The organism is Pseudomonas sp. BF-B-30 (genome assembly GCF_019956305.1).
Lineage (GTDB): Bacteria > Pseudomonadota > Gammaproteobacteria > Pseudomonadales > Pseudomonadaceae > Aquipseudomonas > Aquipseudomonas jessenii.
Genome location: NZ_JAHBDG010000001.1, coordinates 123,803 through 140,041, shown reverse-complemented (window position 1 = coordinate 140,041; position 16,239 = coordinate 123,803). Strand labels below are relative to the sequence as shown.

Genomic DNA, 16,239 nt, shown 5'->3' with positions numbered 1-16,239 from the left:
CTAAGCTTCCCCCGATGCGGACTGGCCGGTGCCGGTTCCAGGTCGACCCTGAACGATGTGTTCGACGAATCTGCCCAATGACAGGCCGCAAAGGCTGGTAGATACCGGCTGTCGCGCCAGTTGCCTTCGGTCAGCCAAACGTTGCGTTTGAACACACCCCGTTACATCCGACCTGACCCCCTCGCCTGATCAGTCCGCCGGGACGTTTTGCCCACGGGCAATTTTGTCCCTACGCGGCGCATGGAAAGGCCGCAGAATCAGCTTTTGAAAGCATTGACCCAGGTCATGGCGCGTTGCAATGACCCCCTGCTTTCTCCATACTTGCGGCCGATTTTTAATCCTAATAAAACACCCAAACCGTGGAACCTTAGAATGAGCACAGCAATCAGTCCGACTGCTTATAACTATAAGGTAGTCCGCCAGTTCGCCATCATGACGGTGGTCTGGGGGATCCTTGGCATGGGGCTTGGTGTCTTCATCGCCTCGCAACTGGTCTGGCCGGAGTTGAACTTCGGTCTGGCATGGACGAGCTTTGGACGCCTGCGCCCGTTGCACACCAACCTGGTGATTTTCGCCTTCGGTGGATGTGCACTGTTTGCCACTTCTTATTACGTCGTGCAGCGAACCTGCCAAACGCGACTGATTTCCGACAGCCTCGCCGCCTTCACCTTCTGGGGATGGCAAGCGGTGATCGTCGGCGCGATCATTACCTTGCCGATGGGTTTCACCACCACCAAGGAATACGCGGAACTGGAATGGCCCCTGGCTATTCTGCTGGCCATTGTCTGGGTCACCTACGGTCTGGTGTTCTTCGGCACCATCGTCAAGCGCAAGACCAAGCACATCTATGTGGGTAACTGGTTCTACGGCGCGTTCATCGTCGTGACCGCGATGCTGCACATCGTCAACCACATGTCGCTGCCGGTCAGCCTGTTCAAGTCCTACTCGGCCTACTCGGGTGCGACGGACGCGATGATCCAGTGGTGGTACGGCCACAACGCCGTGGGCTTCTTCCTGACCACCGGCTTCCTGGGCATGATGTACTACTTCGTGCCGAAACAGGCCGAACGTCCGATCTACTCCTATCGCCTGTCGATCGTGCACTTCTGGGCGCTGATCACCCTGTACATCTGGGCCGGTCCGCACCACCTGCACTACACCGCGCTGCCGGACTGGGCTCAGTCCCTGGGCATGGCGATGTCGATCATCCTGCTGGCGCCAAGCTGGGGCGGCATGATCAACGGCATGATGACCCTGTCGGGCGCCTGGCATAAGCTGCGCACCGACCCGATCCTGCGCTTCCTGGTCGTCTCCCTGGCGTTCTACGGCATGTCGACCTTCGAAGGCCCGATGATGGCCATCAAGACCGTCAACTCCCTGTCGCACTACACCGACTGGACCATCGGCCACGTACACGCCGGCGCTCTGGGCTGGGTTGCGATGATCTCGATCGGCGCCATCTACCACATGATCCCGAAACTGTTCGGTCGTGCGCAGATGCACAGCACCGGCCTGATCAACACCCACTTCTGGCTCGCGACCATCGGTACCGTGCTCTACATCGCCTCGATGTGGGTCAACGGCATCACCCAGGGCCTGATGTGGCGTGCAATCAACGATGACGGCACCCTCACTTACTCGTTCGTCGAAGCGCTGCAAGCCAGCCACCCGGGCTTCATCGTCCGTGCCCTGGGCGGCGCGTTCTTCGCCACCGGCATGTTGTTCATGGCCTACAACGTATTCCGTACCGTACGCGCCTCGAACCCGGCTGAAGCCAAAGCCGCCGAACAGATTGCCGTAGTTGGAGCTCACTGATGAAGCATGAAGCAGTCGAGAAGAATATTGGCCTGCTGGCCTTCTTCATGGTCATCGCCGTCAGCATCGGCGGCCTGACCCAGATCGTTCCGCTGTTTTTCCAGGATGTCACCAACAAGCCGGTCGAGGGCATGAAGCCCCGCACCGCCCTTGAACTGGAAGGCCGGGACGTTTATATCGCCAACGGTTGTGTCGGCTGCCACTCGCAGATGATCCGCCCGTTCCGTGCTGAAACCGAACGCTATGGCCACTACTCGGTCGCCGGTGAAAGCGTCTGGGACCACCCGTTCCTGTGGGGTTCCAAGCGTACCGGTCCGGACCTGGCCCGCGTCGGCGGTCGTTACTCCGATGACTGGCAGCGTGCGCACTTGTACAACCCGCGCAACGTGGTGCCTGAGTCGAAAATGCCAGCCTACCCGTTCCTCGTGGAAAACAAGCTCGACGGCAAAGACACCGCCAAGAAAATGGAAGTCTTGCGCACGCTCGGCGTCCCTTACACCGACGAAGACATCGCCGGTGCCAAGGATGCTGTGAAGGGCAAAACCGAAATGGACGCGCTGGTGGCCTATCTGCAAGGCCTGGGCACCATCATCAAAAGCAAACGGTGATCTAAATGGATATCGGGATGATTCGTGGCCTGGGCACCGTCGTTGTGATGGTCGCCTTCATCGGTCTGGCGCTTTGGGTATTCAGCCCCAAGCGCAAGTCTGAGTTTGAAGACGCGACCTTGCTGCCTTTTGCGGATGATCCCGAAGCCATCAAGCACGTCGAGCAAGCTTCTAGGAGTAACAAAGAATGACTACATTCTGGAGTCTGTACGTCACAGTCCTCAGTCTCGGTACGATCTTTTCCCTGACCTGGCTGCTGCTGTCGACCCGCAAGGGCCAGCGCAGCGAGCAGACAGACGAGACCGTCGGGCACTCCTTCGATGGCATCGAGGAGTACGACAACCCGCTGCCGAAATGGTGGTTCATGCTGTTCGTGGGCACCATCATTTTCGCACTGGGCTACCTGGTGCTGTATCCGGGCCTGGGTAACTGGAAAGGCCTGCTGCCGGGTTATGGCTACCTCGACAACGAGAAGCAGACCCCGTTCGCCAACGGCCAGACCGGCTGGACCGGCGTTCACGAGTGGGAAAAGGAAATGGCCAGGTCGGACGCCAAGTTCGGTCCGATCTTCGCCAAGTTCGCGGCCATGCCAATCGAAGAAGTGGCCAAGGACCCGCAAGCCCTGAAGATGGGCGGCCGCCTGTTCGCCTCCAACTGCTCGGTTTGCCACGGTTCCGACGCCAAGGGCGCCTACGGTTTCCCTAACCTGACCGACGCCGACTGGCGCTGGGGCGGCGACGCGCAAGCCATCAAGACCACCATCATGGGCGGCCGTCACGCGGTGATGCCTGCGTGGGCTGAAGTGATCGGAGAGCAAGGCGTGGCCGACGTGGCCGCGTTTATCCTGACCAACCTCGATGGCCGCAAGCTGCCGGAAGGCGCCAAGGCCGACCCGGCTGCCGGGCAGAAACTGTTCGCCACCAACTGCGTGGCGTGCCACGGTCCGGAAGGCAAGGGTACGCCAGCGATGGGCGCACCTGACCTGACTCACCCGGCAGCGTTCATCTACGGCTCGAGCTTCGCTCAACTGCAGCAGACCATCCGTTACGGCCGTCAGGGCCAGATGCCTGCGCAAGAGGCAATGCAGGGTAACGACAAGGTTCACCTGCTGGCCGCTTACGTCTACAGCCTGTCTCACGGTGAGAAGGCAGCGGACGCCGAGTAAGGCAAACGCTTGAAGCAACAAAAAACGGCCCCGCCAATGTGAATTGGCGGGGCCGTTTTGTTTAAGGCCAGGTGTCGATCTTCAAGTGTTCAATCGCAAAGAGCGCTCATGAAAGGAAGCAGGGTTGAACGCCCCCACCCCCGAAAACTCGTCCATAATTCCCAAGTCAATTGATTCAAGTCATTACACCATCAATTGATTTTGCCAAACGTGACCAAAGGTCGCACCCGCAGGCCAGAGCGACAGGCGTATCATTGCGCCACTGCAACACCCCTTTTTGACCGCGGTCGGCACGTACTGACCGAGGCATTTTTCCACTGCCGTGGGATGCAATGATGAGCAACCAGATTCCGGTACACGACGTCACTCCACCCACCAAAAACGCGAACAACAGCGTCGACCTCTACGCCTCCAGGGAAAAAATCTACACCCGCGCCTTCACCGGCCTGTTTCGCAACCTGCGGATGACCGGCGGAGCCCTCTTGTTCCTGCTGTACTTCGGCACGGTGTGGCTGGACTGGGGCGGTCATCAGGCCGTGTGGTGGAACCTGCCGGAGCGCAAGTTCTTCATTTTCGGCGCCACCTTCTGGCCTCAGGATTTCATTCTGCTCTCCGGCATGTTGATCATCGCCGCCTTCGGCCTGTTCTTCATCACCGTGTACGCCGGACGGGTCTGGTGCGGCTATACCTGCCCGCAAAGCGTCTGGACCTGGATTTTCATGTGGTGCGAAAAAGTCACCGAAGGTGACCGCAACCAACGCATCAAGCTCGACAAGGCGCCAATGAGCGCCAACAAGTTCGTGCGCAAGCTCAGCAAACACAGCCTGTGGCTGTTGATCGGCTTCGTTACCGGCATGACCTTCGTCGGCTACTTCTCACCGATCCGCGAACTGGTATTCGAATTTTTCACCGGCCAGGCGGATGGCTGGTCGTACTTCTGGGTCGGTTTCTTCACCCTCGCCACTTACGGCAACGCCGGCTGGTTGCGCGAACAGGTGTGCATCTACATGTGCCCGTACGCACGCTTCCAGAGCGTGATGTTCGACAAGGACACCCTGATCGTTTCCTACGATCCGCGCCGTGGCGAAGGCCGTGGACCGCGTAAAAAAGGTATCGACTACAAGGCCCAGGGCCTGGGTGACTGCATCGACTGCACCATGTGCGTCCAGGTCTGCCCGACGGGCATCGACATCCGCGACGGCCTGCAAATCGAATGCATCGGTTGCGCCGCCTGCATCGATGCCTGCGACGCCATCATGGACAAGATGGACTACCCGCGCGGACTGATCAGCTACACCACCGAGCACAACCTGTCCGGACAGAAAACCCATAAACTGCGCCCGCGCCTGATTGGCTATGCCATTGTGCTGCTGGCGATGATCAGCCTGCTGGTAACGGCATTCTTCATGCGTGCGCTGGTGGGTTTCGATGTCAGCAAGGACCGCGTGCTGTACCGCGAGAACGCCGAAGGCCGGATCGAAAACGTCTACAGCCTGAAAATCATGAACAAGGACCAGCGCGACCATACCTACCTGCTCGAAGCATCCGGCCTGCCGGATCTCAAATTGCAGGGTCGACGCGAAATCAAGGTTGCGGCCGGCGAGATCGTCAGCCAGCCTGCCGAGCTGTCCGTTGCACCGGAAAAGCTGCCGTCGAGCACCAACGAGGTGAAATTCATCCTCAAGGACGCCGATGACGACAGCGTCCACATTGAAGCCAAGAGCCGGTTCATCGGCCCACAGAATCGTTGAGAGAACTGAACATGCCCGCAGCAAATGCCGCAAGCCCCTGGTACAAGCACCTCTGGCCGTGGATCATCATCGGGATCCTGGCCTGCTCGGTGGCCCTGACCTTGTCCATGGTGACCATCGCGGTGAACAACCCGGACAACCTGGTCAACGACAACTACTACGAGGCCGGCAAAGGCATCAACCGCTCCCTCGACCGTGAGCTGCTGGCCCAGACCCTGAAAATGCGCGCCAGCGTTCATCTCGACGGCATGACTGGCGAGGTTGACCTGCGCCTGAGCGGCGACAGCCAGCCCAAGACCCTGGAACTGAACCTGATCTCGCCGACCCAGCCGGAAAAGGATCGCAAGATCACCCTGACCCGCAGCGAAACCGAACAGGGCCGCTACATCGGCCAATTGAGTGACAAGATCGAAGGCCGCCGTTTTGTCGAGTTGCTTGGCACTCAGGACGAACACATCTGGCGCATGTTCGAAGAGGAACCGGTCAGCCATGACAAGGATCTGCTGCTCGGTGATGAGCCGCTGCAAGGTGCCGAAGACCTGAAGAAGTAAAGCCGCGCTTCGCGCATCGCGAGCAAGCTCGCTCCCACAGTTGATCCCTGTGGGAGCGAGCTTGCTCGCGATGAGGCCCTATCCGACGATAGAGATTCAGCAGTACTAGTGAATACTCCATGACCACCACGCCACTCCCCTGCTACCACTGCGCCCTGCCCGTCCCGGCCGGCAGCCGCTTCACCGCTGCGGTCCTGGGGCAAACCCGCGAATTCTGCTGCCCAGGTTGCCAGGCCGTGGCCGAGGCCATTGTCGCCGGTGGCCTGGAAAGCTATTACCAGCACCGCAGCGAAGCCTCGGCCAACCCTGAAGCGCTGCCGGTGCAACTGGTGGATGAACTGGCGCTGTACGACCGCGCCGATGTGCAGCAGCCCTTTGTCCGCCACGATGGCGAACTGGCCGAAACCACGCTGCTGATGGAAGGCATCAGCTGCGCGGCCTGCGGCTGGCTGATCGAAAAACACCTGCGCACCTTGCCGGCGGTGGCCGAAGCGCGCCTGAACCTGTCCAACCATCGCCTGCACGTACGCTGGGCCGATGGGCAGTTGCCGCTGAGCCAGGTCCTCAGCGAGCTGCGTCACATCGGGTACGCCGCACACCCGTATCAGGCCGACCGGGCCAGCGAACAACTGGCCAGCGAAAACCGCCTGGCCCTGCGCCAGCTCGGCGTGGCCGGTCTGCTGTGGTTCCAGGCGATGATGGCAACCATGGCCACCTGGCCTGAATTCAACATCGACCTCAGCCCCGAACTGCACACCATCCTGCGCTGGGTCGCGCTGTTCCTCACCACCCCGATTGTGTTCTACAGCTGCGCGCCGTTCTTCAAAGGCGCCATGCGCGATCTGCGCACCCGCCACCTGACCATGGACGTTTCGGTGTCGCTGGCCATCGGCAGCGCCTACATTGCCGGGATCTGGACGTCCATCACCGGGGTCGGCGAACTGTATTTCGATGCCGTCGGCATGTTTGCCCTGTTCCTGCTGGCCGGGCGTTATCTGGAACGCCGCGCCCGCGAGCGCACCGCCGCCGCCACCGCGCAGCTTGTGAATCTATTGCCTGCCTCGTGCCTGCGATTGACAGCCGACAGCCAGAGCGAACGCATTCTGCTCAGTGAACTGCGTGTCGGCGATCAGGTGCTGGTTCATCCGGGTGCCATTCTCCCGGCTGACGGCAAGATCCTCGACGGCCAGTCGAGTGTCGACGAGTCGCTGCTGACCGGCGAATACCTGCCGCAACCACGCACCCTCGGCGACGCGGTCACCGCCGGCACAATGAACGTCGAAGGCGCACTGACCGTCGAGGTCCAGGCCCTGGGCCAGGACACTCGCCTCTCAGCCATCGTTCGCCTGCTCGATCGAGCCCAGGCCGAAAAACCGCGCCTGGCGGAAATCGCCGACCGCGCCGCGCAATGGTTCCTGCTGTTGTCGCTGATCGCTGCCGCCGCGATTGGCCTGTTGTGGTGGCAGCTGGATGCCTCGCGAGCCTTCTGGATCGTGCTGGCGATGCTGGTGGCGACCTGCCCGTGCGCCTTGTCGCTGGCGACGCCGACCGCCCTCACCGCCGCCACCGGCACACTGCACAAACTCGGTCTGTTGCTGACCCGCGGCCATGTGCTGGAAGGCCTGAACCAGATCGACACGGTGATTTTCGACAAGACCGGCACCCTCACCGAAGGACGCCTGGCGCTGCGCTCGATCCGCCCCCTCGGCGCGCTCGACAGCGATCAATGCCTGAGCCTCGCTGCCGCCCTGGAAAACCGCTCCGAACATCCGATCGCCCGCGCTTTCGGTCGTGCGCCGACGGCTGCCGAAGAAGTCCACAGCACACCGGGCCTTGGCCTGGAGGGGCTGGTTGATGGGCGGCGTCTGCGTATCGGCCAACCGGGTTTTGTCTGCGAACTCAGCGGCGCCATGGTGCCATCGATGCCCGAAGAACCCGGCCAATGGCTGCTACTGGGCGACAGCGAGGGGCCGCTGGCCTGGCTCGTCCTCGATGATCGCTTGCGTGCCGATGCGCCCGCGCTGCTCGCCGCGTGCAAGGCCCGTGGCTGGCGCACGCTGCTGCTGTCCGGCGACAGCTCGCCGATGGTCGCCAGCGTGGCCGCGGAACTGGGTATCGATGAAGCCCGCGGCGGCTTGCGTCCGGACGATAAACTGCAGGTCCTGCAACAACTGCACAAGGAAGGTCGCAAGGTGTTGATGCTCGGTGACGGGGTCAATGACGTGCCGGTGCTGGCGGCTGCGGATATCAGCGTCGCCATGGGCTCGGCCACCGACCTGGCGAAAACCAGTGCCGACGCCGTGCTGCTGTCCAACCGCCTCGACGCGCTGGTGCAAGCCTTCAGCCTGGCGCGGCGCACCCGTCGGGTCATTATCGAGAACCTTCTGTGGGCCGGGTTGTACAATGGCCTCATGTTGCCCTTTGCCGCCCTCGGCTGGATCACTCCGGTATGGGCGGCGGTGGGCATGTCGATCAGTTCGTTGACCGTGGTGTTGAACGCGCTGCGCCTGACTCGCATGCCGAGCGCGCCCGCCCCCGGCACCACGCCAGAAACCCGCCCGCTGCCGGCCTGAGCCGCGCGGGCATGGAGTCCAGATGCCAGCTCTTTACGTGATGATTCCCGCTGCGCTGCTGATCGTGGCCATCGCCGTCTATATCTTCTTCTGGGCGGTGGACAGCGGTCAGTACGACGACCTTGACGGCCCGGCCCACAGCATCCTGTTCGACGACCAGGACCCGAACCACACTGCCGCCGTCGACGAGGCCAGCGGCCAAACGGCCAAAACGGACGACAAGGCCCCGCCCCATGCTTGAATTGACGCCACTGCTGGTGTCTGCGGTGATCCTCGGCTTGCTCGGCGGCGGCCATTGCCTGGGCATGTGCGGCGGCTTGATGGGCGCGCTGACCCTGGCGATTCCCAAGGAGCAACGCAGCCGCCGCTTTCGTCTGCTGCTGGCCTATAACCTGGGCCGGATTCTGAGCTATGCCTGTGCCGGACTGCTGATCGGCCTGGCCGGATGGGCCGTGGCCAGCAGCCCGGCGGCGATGTTCCTGCGCATCCTCGCCGGCTTGCTGCTGATTGCCATGGGCCTGTACCTGGCCGGCTGGTGGAGCGGCCTGACCCGTATCGAAAGCCTCGGTCGAGGCCTGTGGCGGCACATCCAGCCAGTCGCCAACCGGTTACTGCCGGTGTCGAACGTTCCGCGCGCGCTGCTGTTGGGCGCGCTCTGGGGCTGGCTGCCGTGCGGCCTGGTCTACAGCACCTTGCTATGGTCGGCCAGCCAGGGCAACGCGCTGGACAGCGCATTGTTGATGCTCGCGTTCGGGCTCGGCACCTGGCCGGTGCTGCTGGCGACAGGCCTTGCCGCCGAGCGCATCACCGCACTGTTGCGCAAGCGCAGCGTGCGGATGGCGGGCGGGATGCTGGTGATGTTGTTTGGTATCTGGACACTGCCGGGACCGCATCAGCACTGGTTGATGGGTCACTAGATCGGCGGCGCACCCCTTCGCGAGCAAGCCCGCTCCCACATCTGAAATGCGTTTCCCTGTGGGAGCGGGCTTGCTCGCGAAGAGGCCGGCACAGACACCACAATTCTTGACCCTTGATGCAAATCAAGATCCCCCACCCCGCCCTCGCATAAAGTGGCCGACACTGCCAGCCTATCCGGGGGAATGCCCGCATGATGCTCGACGCCATTCGTTGGGACACCGATCTGATCCGCCGTTATGACCTGGCGGGACCACGCTACACCTCGTACCCGACCGCCGTGCAATTCAACAGCCAAGTCGGCACCTTCGACCTGTTTCATGCCCTGCGCGACAGCCGCAAGGCCCAACGCCCGTTGTCGCTGTACGTGCACGTGCCGTTCTGCGCGAACATTTGCTATTACTGCGCCTGCAACAAGGTCATCACCAAGGATCGCGGGCGGGCGCAGCCGTACTTGCAGCGCCTGGAACAGGAAATCCAGTTGATCGCCTGCCACCTCGACCCCACGCAGAAAGTCGAGCAACTGCACTTCGGTGGCGGCACGCCGACCTTTCTCAGCCACGACGAACTGCGCCAATTGATGGCGCACTTGCGCAAACACTTCAATTTGCTGAACGACGACTCCGGCGACTACGGCATCGAGATCGACCCGCGTGAGGCCGACTGGTCGACCATGGGCCTGCTGCGGGAACTGGGTTTCAATCGGGTCAGCATCGGCCTGCAAGACCTCGACCCGGCCGTGCAACGTGCAGTCAATCGCCTGCAAAGCCTGGAAGAAACCCGCGCGGTAATCGATGCCGCCCGCACCTTGCAGTTTCGCTCGATCAATATCGACCTGATCTACGGCCTGCCGAGACAGACACCGGAGAATTTCGCCCGCACCGTGGAAGAGGTCATCCGCCTGCAACCGGACAGATTATCGGTGTTCAACTACGCCCACTTGCCGGAACGCTTCATGCCCCAGCGGCGCATCAACAGCGATGAACTGCCGACACCTGCGCAGAAACTGGAAATGCTGCAGCGCACCATCGAGCAACTGATCAGCGCCGGCTACCGCTACATCGGCATGGACCACTTCGCCCTGCCCGACGATGAGCTGGCGATTGCCCAGGAAGAATCGACCCTGCAACGCAATTTCCAGGGCTACACCACCCACGGTCATTGCGATCTGATCGGCCTCGGCGTGTCGGCGATCAGCCAGATCGGCCACCTGTACTGCCAGAACAGCAGCGACCTGAACCAGTACCAGAACGCGCTCGCATCCATGCAACTGGCCACCAGCCGCGGCCTGCTGTGCAATGCCGATGACCGGCTGCGGCGTGCGGTCATCCAGCAATTGATCTGCAATTTCAGTCTCGAATACGCTGACATCGAGCAGGCCTTCAACATCGATTTCCAAGGCTATTTCGGCGATCTCTGGCCCCAGTTGCAATACATGGCCAAAGACGGGCTGATCGAACTCGATCGCAACAGGATCACCGTCCTGCCCGCCGGGCGACTGTTGGTGCGCTCGGTGTGCATGGTGTTCGACGCGTACCTGGAACAACACAGTCGCCAGCGATTTTCACGGGTAATCTAATTCTGCAAGCTAGCGCCCCAGACTGGCCTCGATATCCTATGGTGAGTTACCCTTACGTCTTATGTGTGAATTCCCACAAGGATTGAAGAAATGTCCGAGCCAGTAAAACTGCGCGCTCATAATCAAGCCCATTGCAAGGATTGCAGCCTGGCCCCTCTTTGCCTGCCACTTTCGCTGAATCTGGAAGACATGGATGCGCTGGACGAAATCGTCAAACGTGGCCGGCCGCTGAAAAAAGGCGAATTTCTGTTCCGTCAGGGCGATACCTTCGATTCTGTCTACGCGGTCCGTTCTGGCGCCCTCAAGACCTTCAGCCTGAGCGACACCGGTGAAGAACAGCTCACCGGCTTCCACCTGCCCAGCGAACTGGTCGGTCTGTCAGGCATGGACACGGAAAAGCACCCTGTGTCGGCACAAGCCCTGGAAACCACCTCGGTGTGTGAAATTCCTTTCGAGCGTCTCGACGAACTGGCCCTGCAATTGCCGCAGTTGCGCCGTCAGCTGATGCGGGTGATGAGTCGCGAAATCCGTGACGACCAGCAGATGATGCTGCTGTTGTCGAAAAAGACCGCCGACGAACGCATCGCCACCTTCCTGGTCAACCTTTCGGCACGTTTCCGCGCCCGGGGTTTTTCCGCCAATCAGTTCCGCCTGAGCATGTCGCGTAACGAAATCGGCAACTACCTGGGCCTGGCGGTGGAAACCGTGTCCCGCGTCTTTACCCGCTTCCAGCAAAACGAGCTGATTGCGGCAGAAGGCAAGGAAATCCGGATTATCGACCCGATCCAGCTGTGCGCCCTGGCCGGTGGCTCACTGGAAGGCTGAAACAAAACGTTGCGGCTGAGCGAAACGGGTCAGCCGCCGTTATACTGCGTCGTTTGCAGCCCTGCCAGGACACCACGACGATGGTCTTCGACTCCTTCGACATCAAATCCCTCATCCGCCCTGTCATCGACTTCCCGAAACCGGGTGTGATCTTTCGCGACATCACCCCGCTGTTCCAGTCGCCCACGGCCCTGCGCCTGGTGATGGACAGCTTCGCCCACCGTTATGTCGAGGCTGACTTCACCCACATCGGCGCGATGGACGCCCGTGGCTTCCTGATCGGTTCGGTACTGGCTTATCAGTTGAACAAGCCGCTGGTGCTGTTCCGCAAGCAAGGCAAGCTGCCAGCCGACGTGCTGGCCGAGGGCTATGCGACCGAATACGGCGAAGCCTTCCTGGAAGTGCACGCCGACAGCCTGTGCGAGGGGGATTCGGTGGTGATGTTCGATGACCTGATCGCCACCGGCGGCACCCTGATTGCCGCCGCCAACCTGATCCGCCGCATGGGCGCCCGGGTGCATGAAGCGGCGGCGATCATCGATCTGCCGGAACTGGGTGGCTCGCAGCGTCTGGAAGACATGGGCATTCCTACGTTCTGCCTGACGCAGTTTGCGTTGACTGATAAATAATCTGGCGCCTGTACTGACGCCTTCGCGAGCAAGCCCGCTCCCACAGTGAATTGCATTCTTCCTGACAGTACGCGGTCAAGTGTGGGAGCGGGCTTGCTCGCGAATGGCGTCAGCCGCCACACCGCCGATTACAGCCCCATCTGCTTGCTGATGATCTCGTTCATCACCTCCCGCGTCCCGCCGCCAATCGACAGGATGCGGTTATCGCGGTACAGCCGCTCCACCAGGCTCTCGCGCATGTAACCCAGCCCTCCGAGTATCTGCACCGCATCGTTCACGATCCGGTCCGCAGTATCCGTCGCAAAATTCTTGGCCATGGAAATCTCCTTGATCACACTCTGCCCCGCCGCCATTTTCGCGGCCTGGCGGTATGTGAACTCCCGGGACACCTCCAGCGCGGTCACCATCTCGGCGAGGCGATGCTTGATCACCTGAAACTTGCCGATCGGTTTGCCAAAGGCTTCGCGCTCGCGCGCCCATTTCAGGCTCTCTTCCAGCGCCAGCTGTGCGGTCATGTTGGCCATCAATGCCAAGGCCAGGCGTTCGCTCTGGAAGTTGCCCATGATGCAGGCAAAACCCATGTTCTCTGCGCCGATCAGATTGCCTGCGGGCACTGGGCAATCATCGAAGAACAGTTCAGCGGTGTCTGACGCCCACCAGCCCATTTTCTTCAGCTGCCGTCCTACGGTGAAACCCGGTGTGCCCTTCTCGATCAGTAACAGGCTGATGCCACCGAAACCCGGTTCGCCCGTTCGCACGGCAACCGTGTAGAAATCCGCGCGCACGCCGCTGGTGATAAAGGTCTTGCTGCCACTGACCCGGTAGAAATCGCCGTCGCGCACCGCTCGGGTTTGCAGGTTGGCGACGTCGGAGCCACCGCCAGGCTCGGTGATGGCCAGGGCGCTGATCTTCTCTCCCGACAGCACCTGGGGCAGCACTCGATCCCGCACTTCGGGTCGGGCCCACTTGAGGATGGGCGGCAAGCCGATATCCAGCGACCCCAGGCCGGCGACCAACCCGCCTGAGCCGCAGCGCATCAACTCTTCACTGGCGGCAACCTTGGCGAACAGATCCCCTTCGTGGCTGCCTCCGTAGGCCTCCGGGTACCCGATGCCGAGAATCCCCGCCGCGCCGGCCTTGAGGTAGAGCTCGCGAGGAAAGCTTTCGGCTTCTTCCCACTGCGAGATGTCGGGAAGAATCTCGCGCTCGACGAAACGTCTGACGCTGTCACGGACCAATTGGTGGCTGGGGTCGAAGTATTCCTGAAAGGCAGACATCGGCGAGCTCCACTGAAGGGGTCAGTGAAGTTAACCGAGCGCTTGCTTGGTTTTCAACAGGATTGTGTCATTCAGACGGACCGCATCGCGAGCAAGCTCGCTCCCACAGGGGTTCTGCGGTGCACACAAAACCAATGTGGGAGCGAGCTTGCTCGCGATGGCGTCAGCATGGACGCCACATGAACTCAGAGCGAAATCGGCTTACGCCCGGCAAACGAATGCGCCAGCGTCCCGCCATCCACCAGCTCCAGTTCGCCACCCAGCGGTACGCCATGGGCGATGCGCGAAGCGATCAGGCCTTTGCTGCTGAGCAATTGGGCGATGTAGTGCGCCGTGGCTTCACCTTCCACGGTCGGGTTGGTGGCCAGGATGACTTCGGTGAAGGTGCCGGCCTCCTCGATCCGTGCCATCAATTGCGGGATGCCGATGGCCTCCGGACCCAGACCATCAAGCGGCGACAGATGCCCCTTGAGCACGAAATAGCGCCCGCGAAAACCGGTCTGCTCCACCGCATAGACGTCCATCGGCCCTTCCACCACGCAGAGCAAGGTGTCGTCGCGACGGGTATCGGCGCATTGCGGGCACAAATCATCTTCCGTCAACGTACGGCACAAGCGGCAGTGACCGACCCCTTCCATGGCCTGGCTCAGGGCCAGCGCCAGGCGCGAGCCGCCGCTGCGGTCACGCTCGAGCAACTGCAACGCCATGCGCTGGGCGGTTTTCTGACCCACGCCTGGCAGAATTCGCAGGGCGTCGATCAGTTGGCGAATCAAAGGGCTGAAGCTCATGGTGGAAAAGTCCGACAAAACAACGAGACGCGGTTTATACCCGCGCCTCGGTTGAGCGTCAAATTGCAGCGTGAATTACTCAGTCCCGGGAAACCCGAACCACCAATTTACCGAAGTTGCGCCCTTCCAGCAGGCCGATAAACGCATCGGGCGCCTGTTCCAGGCCATCGACCACGTCTTCGCGGAACTTCACCTTGCCATCGCGTACCCAGGGCGCCATGGCACTGAGGAATTCCGGCTGGCGATCACCATAGTCATCGAACACGATGAAGCCCTGGATGCGTACCCGCTTGGTCAACAGGGTGCGCTGCAACAGTGGCAGGCGATCCGGGCCGCTCGGCGCCTCATGGGCGTTATAGGACGCGATCAAGCCACACAGCGGAATCCGTGCCTTGGGATTGAGCAATGGCACCACGGCGTCGAATACCTTGCCGCCGACGTTTTCATAATAGATGTCGATGCCCTTGGGACAGGCTTGCGCCAGTTCGTCGGCAAAGTCCGGGCTCTTGTGGTCGATGCAGGCGTCGAAGCCCAACTCGTCGACCACATAACGGCACTTTTCCGCACCGCCCGCCACACCGACCACGCGCAACCCCTTGATCTTTGCCACCTGGCCGACCACCGAGCCCACCGCCCCGGACGCCGCTGCGACCACCAGGGTTTCGCCGGCCTTCGGCTGGCCGATGTCCATCAGGCCCATGTACGCGGTCATGCCCGGCATCCCCAGCACCCCGAGGGCCATCGAAGGGCTTGGCAGCGCGGGAATCGGAATGATGCTGCGACCGTCATTGATGCTGTGGCTTTGCCAACCGGTGGCACCGACCACCAGGTCACCTTCCTGAAACTTCGGATTCAGCGAACGCTCAACCCGGCTGACAGCGCCCCCGGTCATGACTTCGCCGATTTCCACCGGTGCGGCGTAGGACGGTGCGTCACTCATGCGACCGCGCATGTAGGGATCCAGCGACAGGAAAACGGTCTTGAGCAGCACCTGACCGTCGGCCAGGTCCGGCAGCGCCACCCGCTCCATACGGAAGTTTTCCGGCGTTGGCGCGCCCACCGGGCGAGAAGCCAGGACAATGCGTTGATTGAGGGTCATGGGGTCGGACATGGCAGCGTCTCCTGTGATCGATGAGGTTCAGTGATGTAGGGAGCAGACCTTTGTGGCGGTATGGCGTTCGATGTTTATTCAGCAAGACCGAGGCGAATTCTTCGCGAGCAAGCCCGCTCCCACATTTGGAATGCAATCCCCTGTGGGAGCGGCGGTGCGGCGATCCGACTTGCTCGCGAAGGCGACTTCACAGGCACCGCATCCCTGTCAGCCAGAAACAAAAATGCCAGGCGCTATGCCTGGCATTTTTGTAACTCATCTGCCGCCTGAAGGCGAATCAGAATGGCAGTTTCATGCCCGGCGGCAGTTGCATGCCGGCAGTCATGCTGCCCATTTTGTCCTGGCTGTTGGCTTCGATCTTGCGCACGGCATCGTTGACCGCGGATGCGATGACCGCTTCCAGCATTTCCTTGTCGTCTTCGCTCATGCCTTCGACCAGGCTTGGGTCGATGGTCACGCTCTTGACGTCATGACGACCGGTCATCACCACGGTGACCATATCGCCACCGGCCTTACCGGTGACTTCGGCGTTGGCCAGTTCTTCCTGCATCTTGGCCATTTTTTCCTGCATCTGCTGCGCCTGCTTCATCAGGCCGGCCATGCCACCTTTCATCATGGTAATCACCTCAAAAGTACTTGGATTAAAACAGCG

16 protein-coding genes are annotated in these 16,239 nt (G+C 61.3%); 12 read left to right on the top strand and 4 right to left on the bottom strand.

The annotated features are described in order from the left end of the window. Positions 1–372 precede the first annotated feature (372 nt). From ccoN to KGB29_RS00580, 12 genes are all read left to right on the top strand, one after another. On the top strand, positions 373–1,815 hold the full coding sequence (gene ccoN, locus KGB29_RS00635) for a cytochrome-c oxidase, cbb3-type subunit I (protein WP_008050393.1): 1,443 nt from the start codon (positions 373–375) through the stop codon (positions 1,813–1,815). Continuing rightward, entirely contained in the window at positions 1,815–2,423 is a 609-nt protein-coding gene (ccoO, locus tag KGB29_RS00630; RefSeq protein WP_009042961.1) for a cytochrome-c oxidase, cbb3-type subunit II, read from the top strand. Before ccoN ends, ccoO begins: the two co-directional genes overlap by 1 nt. Before the next feature lie 5 nt (positions 2,424–2,428). Continuing rightward, entirely contained in the window at positions 2,429–2,614 is a 186-nt protein-coding gene (locus KGB29_RS00625) for a CcoQ/FixQ family Cbb3-type cytochrome c oxidase assembly chaperone (protein WP_003175465.1), read from the top strand. Beyond that, the gene (gene ccoP / locus KGB29_RS00620; protein ID WP_057715672.1) at positions 2,611–3,588 is read left to right on the top strand and encodes a cytochrome-c oxidase, cbb3-type subunit III; all 978 of its coding nucleotides are present in this window, start codon (positions 2,611–2,613) and stop codon (positions 3,586–3,588) included. The genes KGB29_RS00625 and ccoP overlap by 4 nt, the downstream gene beginning before the upstream one ends. Before the next feature lie 335 nt (positions 3,589–3,923). Beyond that, entirely contained in the window at positions 3,924–5,339 is a 1,416-nt protein-coding gene (ccoG, locus tag KGB29_RS00615) for a cytochrome c oxidase accessory protein CcoG (RefSeq protein WP_057715674.1), read from the top strand. An 11-nt stretch (positions 5,340–5,350) separates the two neighbouring features. Beyond that, complete coding sequence (locus KGB29_RS00610; protein ID WP_057715675.1) at positions 5,351–5,890, top strand: FixH family protein; 540 nt, start codon at positions 5,351–5,353, stop codon at positions 5,888–5,890. Positions 5,891–6,009: 119 nt separating this feature from the next. Then, positions 6,010–8,463: a heavy metal translocating P-type ATPase gene (locus KGB29_RS00605; protein WP_223616157.1), complete on the top strand. Its 2,454-nt coding sequence runs from the start codon at positions 6,010–6,012 to the stop codon at positions 8,461–8,463. A gap of 22 nt (positions 8,464–8,485) precedes the next feature. Continuing rightward, the gene (gene ccoS, locus KGB29_RS00600) at positions 8,486–8,704 is read left to right on the top strand and encodes a cbb3-type cytochrome oxidase assembly protein CcoS (RefSeq protein WP_223616156.1); all 219 of its coding nucleotides are present in this window, start codon (positions 8,486–8,488) and stop codon (positions 8,702–8,704) included. After that, positions 8,697–9,380 carry a sulfite exporter TauE/SafE family protein gene (locus KGB29_RS00595; RefSeq protein WP_154946542.1) on the top strand — a complete coding sequence of 228 codons (684 nt, stop codon included), beginning with the start codon at positions 8,697–8,699 and terminating at the stop codon, positions 9,378–9,380. Before ccoS ends, KGB29_RS00595 begins: the two co-directional genes overlap by 8 nt. Before the next feature lie 194 nt (positions 9,381–9,574). Then, positions 9,575–10,957 carry an oxygen-independent coproporphyrinogen III oxidase gene (gene hemN, locus KGB29_RS00590; protein WP_223616179.1) on the top strand — a complete coding sequence of 461 codons (1,383 nt, stop codon included), beginning with the start codon at positions 9,575–9,577 and terminating at the stop codon, positions 10,955–10,957. A gap of 90 nt (positions 10,958–11,047) precedes the next feature. Next, entirely contained in the window at positions 11,048–11,782 is a 735-nt protein-coding gene (gene fnr / locus KGB29_RS00585) for a fumarate/nitrate reduction transcriptional regulator Fnr (RefSeq protein ID WP_046041331.1), read from the top strand. A gap of 80 nt (positions 11,783–11,862) precedes the next feature. Then, complete coding sequence (locus KGB29_RS00580) at positions 11,863–12,411, top strand: adenine phosphoribosyltransferase (protein WP_027921719.1); 549 nt, start codon at positions 11,863–11,865, stop codon at positions 12,409–12,411. A gap of 128 nt (positions 12,412–12,539) precedes the next feature. Here KGB29_RS00580 and KGB29_RS00575 read toward each other — a convergent pair whose 3' ends face one another. The 4 genes from KGB29_RS00575 to KGB29_RS00560 form a co-directional block, all read right to left on the bottom strand. Continuing rightward, positions 12,540–13,688, bottom strand: a complete 1,149-nt coding sequence (locus KGB29_RS00575) for an acyl-CoA dehydrogenase family protein (RefSeq protein WP_223616155.1) — start codon at positions 13,686–13,688, stop codon at positions 12,540–12,542. 185 nt (positions 13,689–13,873) lie between these two features. Next, a complete protein-coding gene (gene recR, locus KGB29_RS00570) occupies positions 13,874–14,476 on the bottom strand; it encodes a recombination mediator RecR (RefSeq protein WP_057715679.1) in 603 nt (200 codons plus the stop codon). Positions 14,477–14,555: 79 nt separating this feature from the next. Further along, a complete protein-coding gene (locus KGB29_RS00565; RefSeq protein WP_102668953.1) occupies positions 14,556–15,587 on the bottom strand; it encodes an NADP-dependent oxidoreductase in 1,032 nt (343 codons plus the stop codon). A 277-nt stretch (positions 15,588–15,864) separates the two neighbouring features. Next, complete coding sequence (locus KGB29_RS00560) at positions 15,865–16,203, bottom strand: YbaB/EbfC family nucleoid-associated protein (RefSeq protein ID WP_007971455.1); 339 nt, start codon at positions 16,201–16,203, stop codon at positions 15,865–15,867. Positions 16,204–16,239 lie beyond the last annotated feature (36 nt).

What these genes read in the sequence shown, in the direction of transcription:
- KGB29_RS00610 (WP_057715675.1), top strand. Translation starts at nt 5,351, where the DNA reads ATGCCCGCAGCAAATGCCGCAAGCCCCTGGTACAAGCACCTCTGGCCG.
- KGB29_RS00560 (WP_007971455.1), bottom strand. Translation starts at nt 16,203, where the DNA reads ATGATGAAAGGTGGCATGGCCGGCCTGATGAAGCAGGCGCAGCAGATG.
- KGB29_RS00575 (WP_223616155.1), bottom strand. Translation starts at nt 13,688, where the DNA reads ATGTCTGCCTTTCAGGAATACTTCGACCCCAGCCACCAATTGGTCCGT.
- KGB29_RS00625 (WP_003175465.1), top strand. Translation starts at nt 2,429, where the DNA reads ATGGATATCGGGATGATTCGTGGCCTGGGCACCGTCGTTGTGATGGTC.
- KGB29_RS00565 (WP_102668953.1), bottom strand. Translation starts at nt 15,587, where the DNA reads ATGTCCGACCCCATGACCCTCAATCAACGCATTGTCCTGGCTTCTCGC.
- ccoP (WP_057715672.1), top strand. Translation starts at nt 2,611, where the DNA reads ATGACTACATTCTGGAGTCTGTACGTCACAGTCCTCAGTCTCGGTACG.
- fnr (WP_046041331.1), top strand. Translation starts at nt 11,048, where the DNA reads ATGTCCGAGCCAGTAAAACTGCGCGCTCATAATCAAGCCCATTGCAAG.
- KGB29_RS00605 (WP_223616157.1), top strand. Translation starts at nt 6,010, where the DNA reads ATGACCACCACGCCACTCCCCTGCTACCACTGCGCCCTGCCCGTCCCG.
- recR (WP_057715679.1), bottom strand. Translation starts at nt 14,476, where the DNA reads ATGAGCTTCAGCCCTTTGATTCGCCAACTGATCGACGCCCTGCGAATT.
- ccoS (WP_223616156.1), top strand. Translation starts at nt 8,486, where the DNA reads ATGCCAGCTCTTTACGTGATGATTCCCGCTGCGCTGCTGATCGTGGCC.
- ccoO (WP_009042961.1), top strand. Translation starts at nt 1,815, where the DNA reads ATGAAGCATGAAGCAGTCGAGAAGAATATTGGCCTGCTGGCCTTCTTC.
- ccoN (WP_008050393.1), top strand. Translation starts at nt 373, where the DNA reads ATGAGCACAGCAATCAGTCCGACTGCTTATAACTATAAGGTAGTCCGC.
- ccoG (WP_057715674.1), top strand. Translation starts at nt 3,924, where the DNA reads ATGAGCAACCAGATTCCGGTACACGACGTCACTCCACCCACCAAAAAC.
- KGB29_RS00580 (WP_027921719.1), top strand. Translation starts at nt 11,863, where the DNA reads ATGGTCTTCGACTCCTTCGACATCAAATCCCTCATCCGCCCTGTCATC.
- KGB29_RS00595 (WP_154946542.1), top strand. Translation starts at nt 8,697, where the DNA reads ATGCTTGAATTGACGCCACTGCTGGTGTCTGCGGTGATCCTCGGCTTG.
- hemN (WP_223616179.1), top strand. Translation starts at nt 9,575, where the DNA reads ATGCTCGACGCCATTCGTTGGGACACCGATCTGATCCGCCGTTATGAC.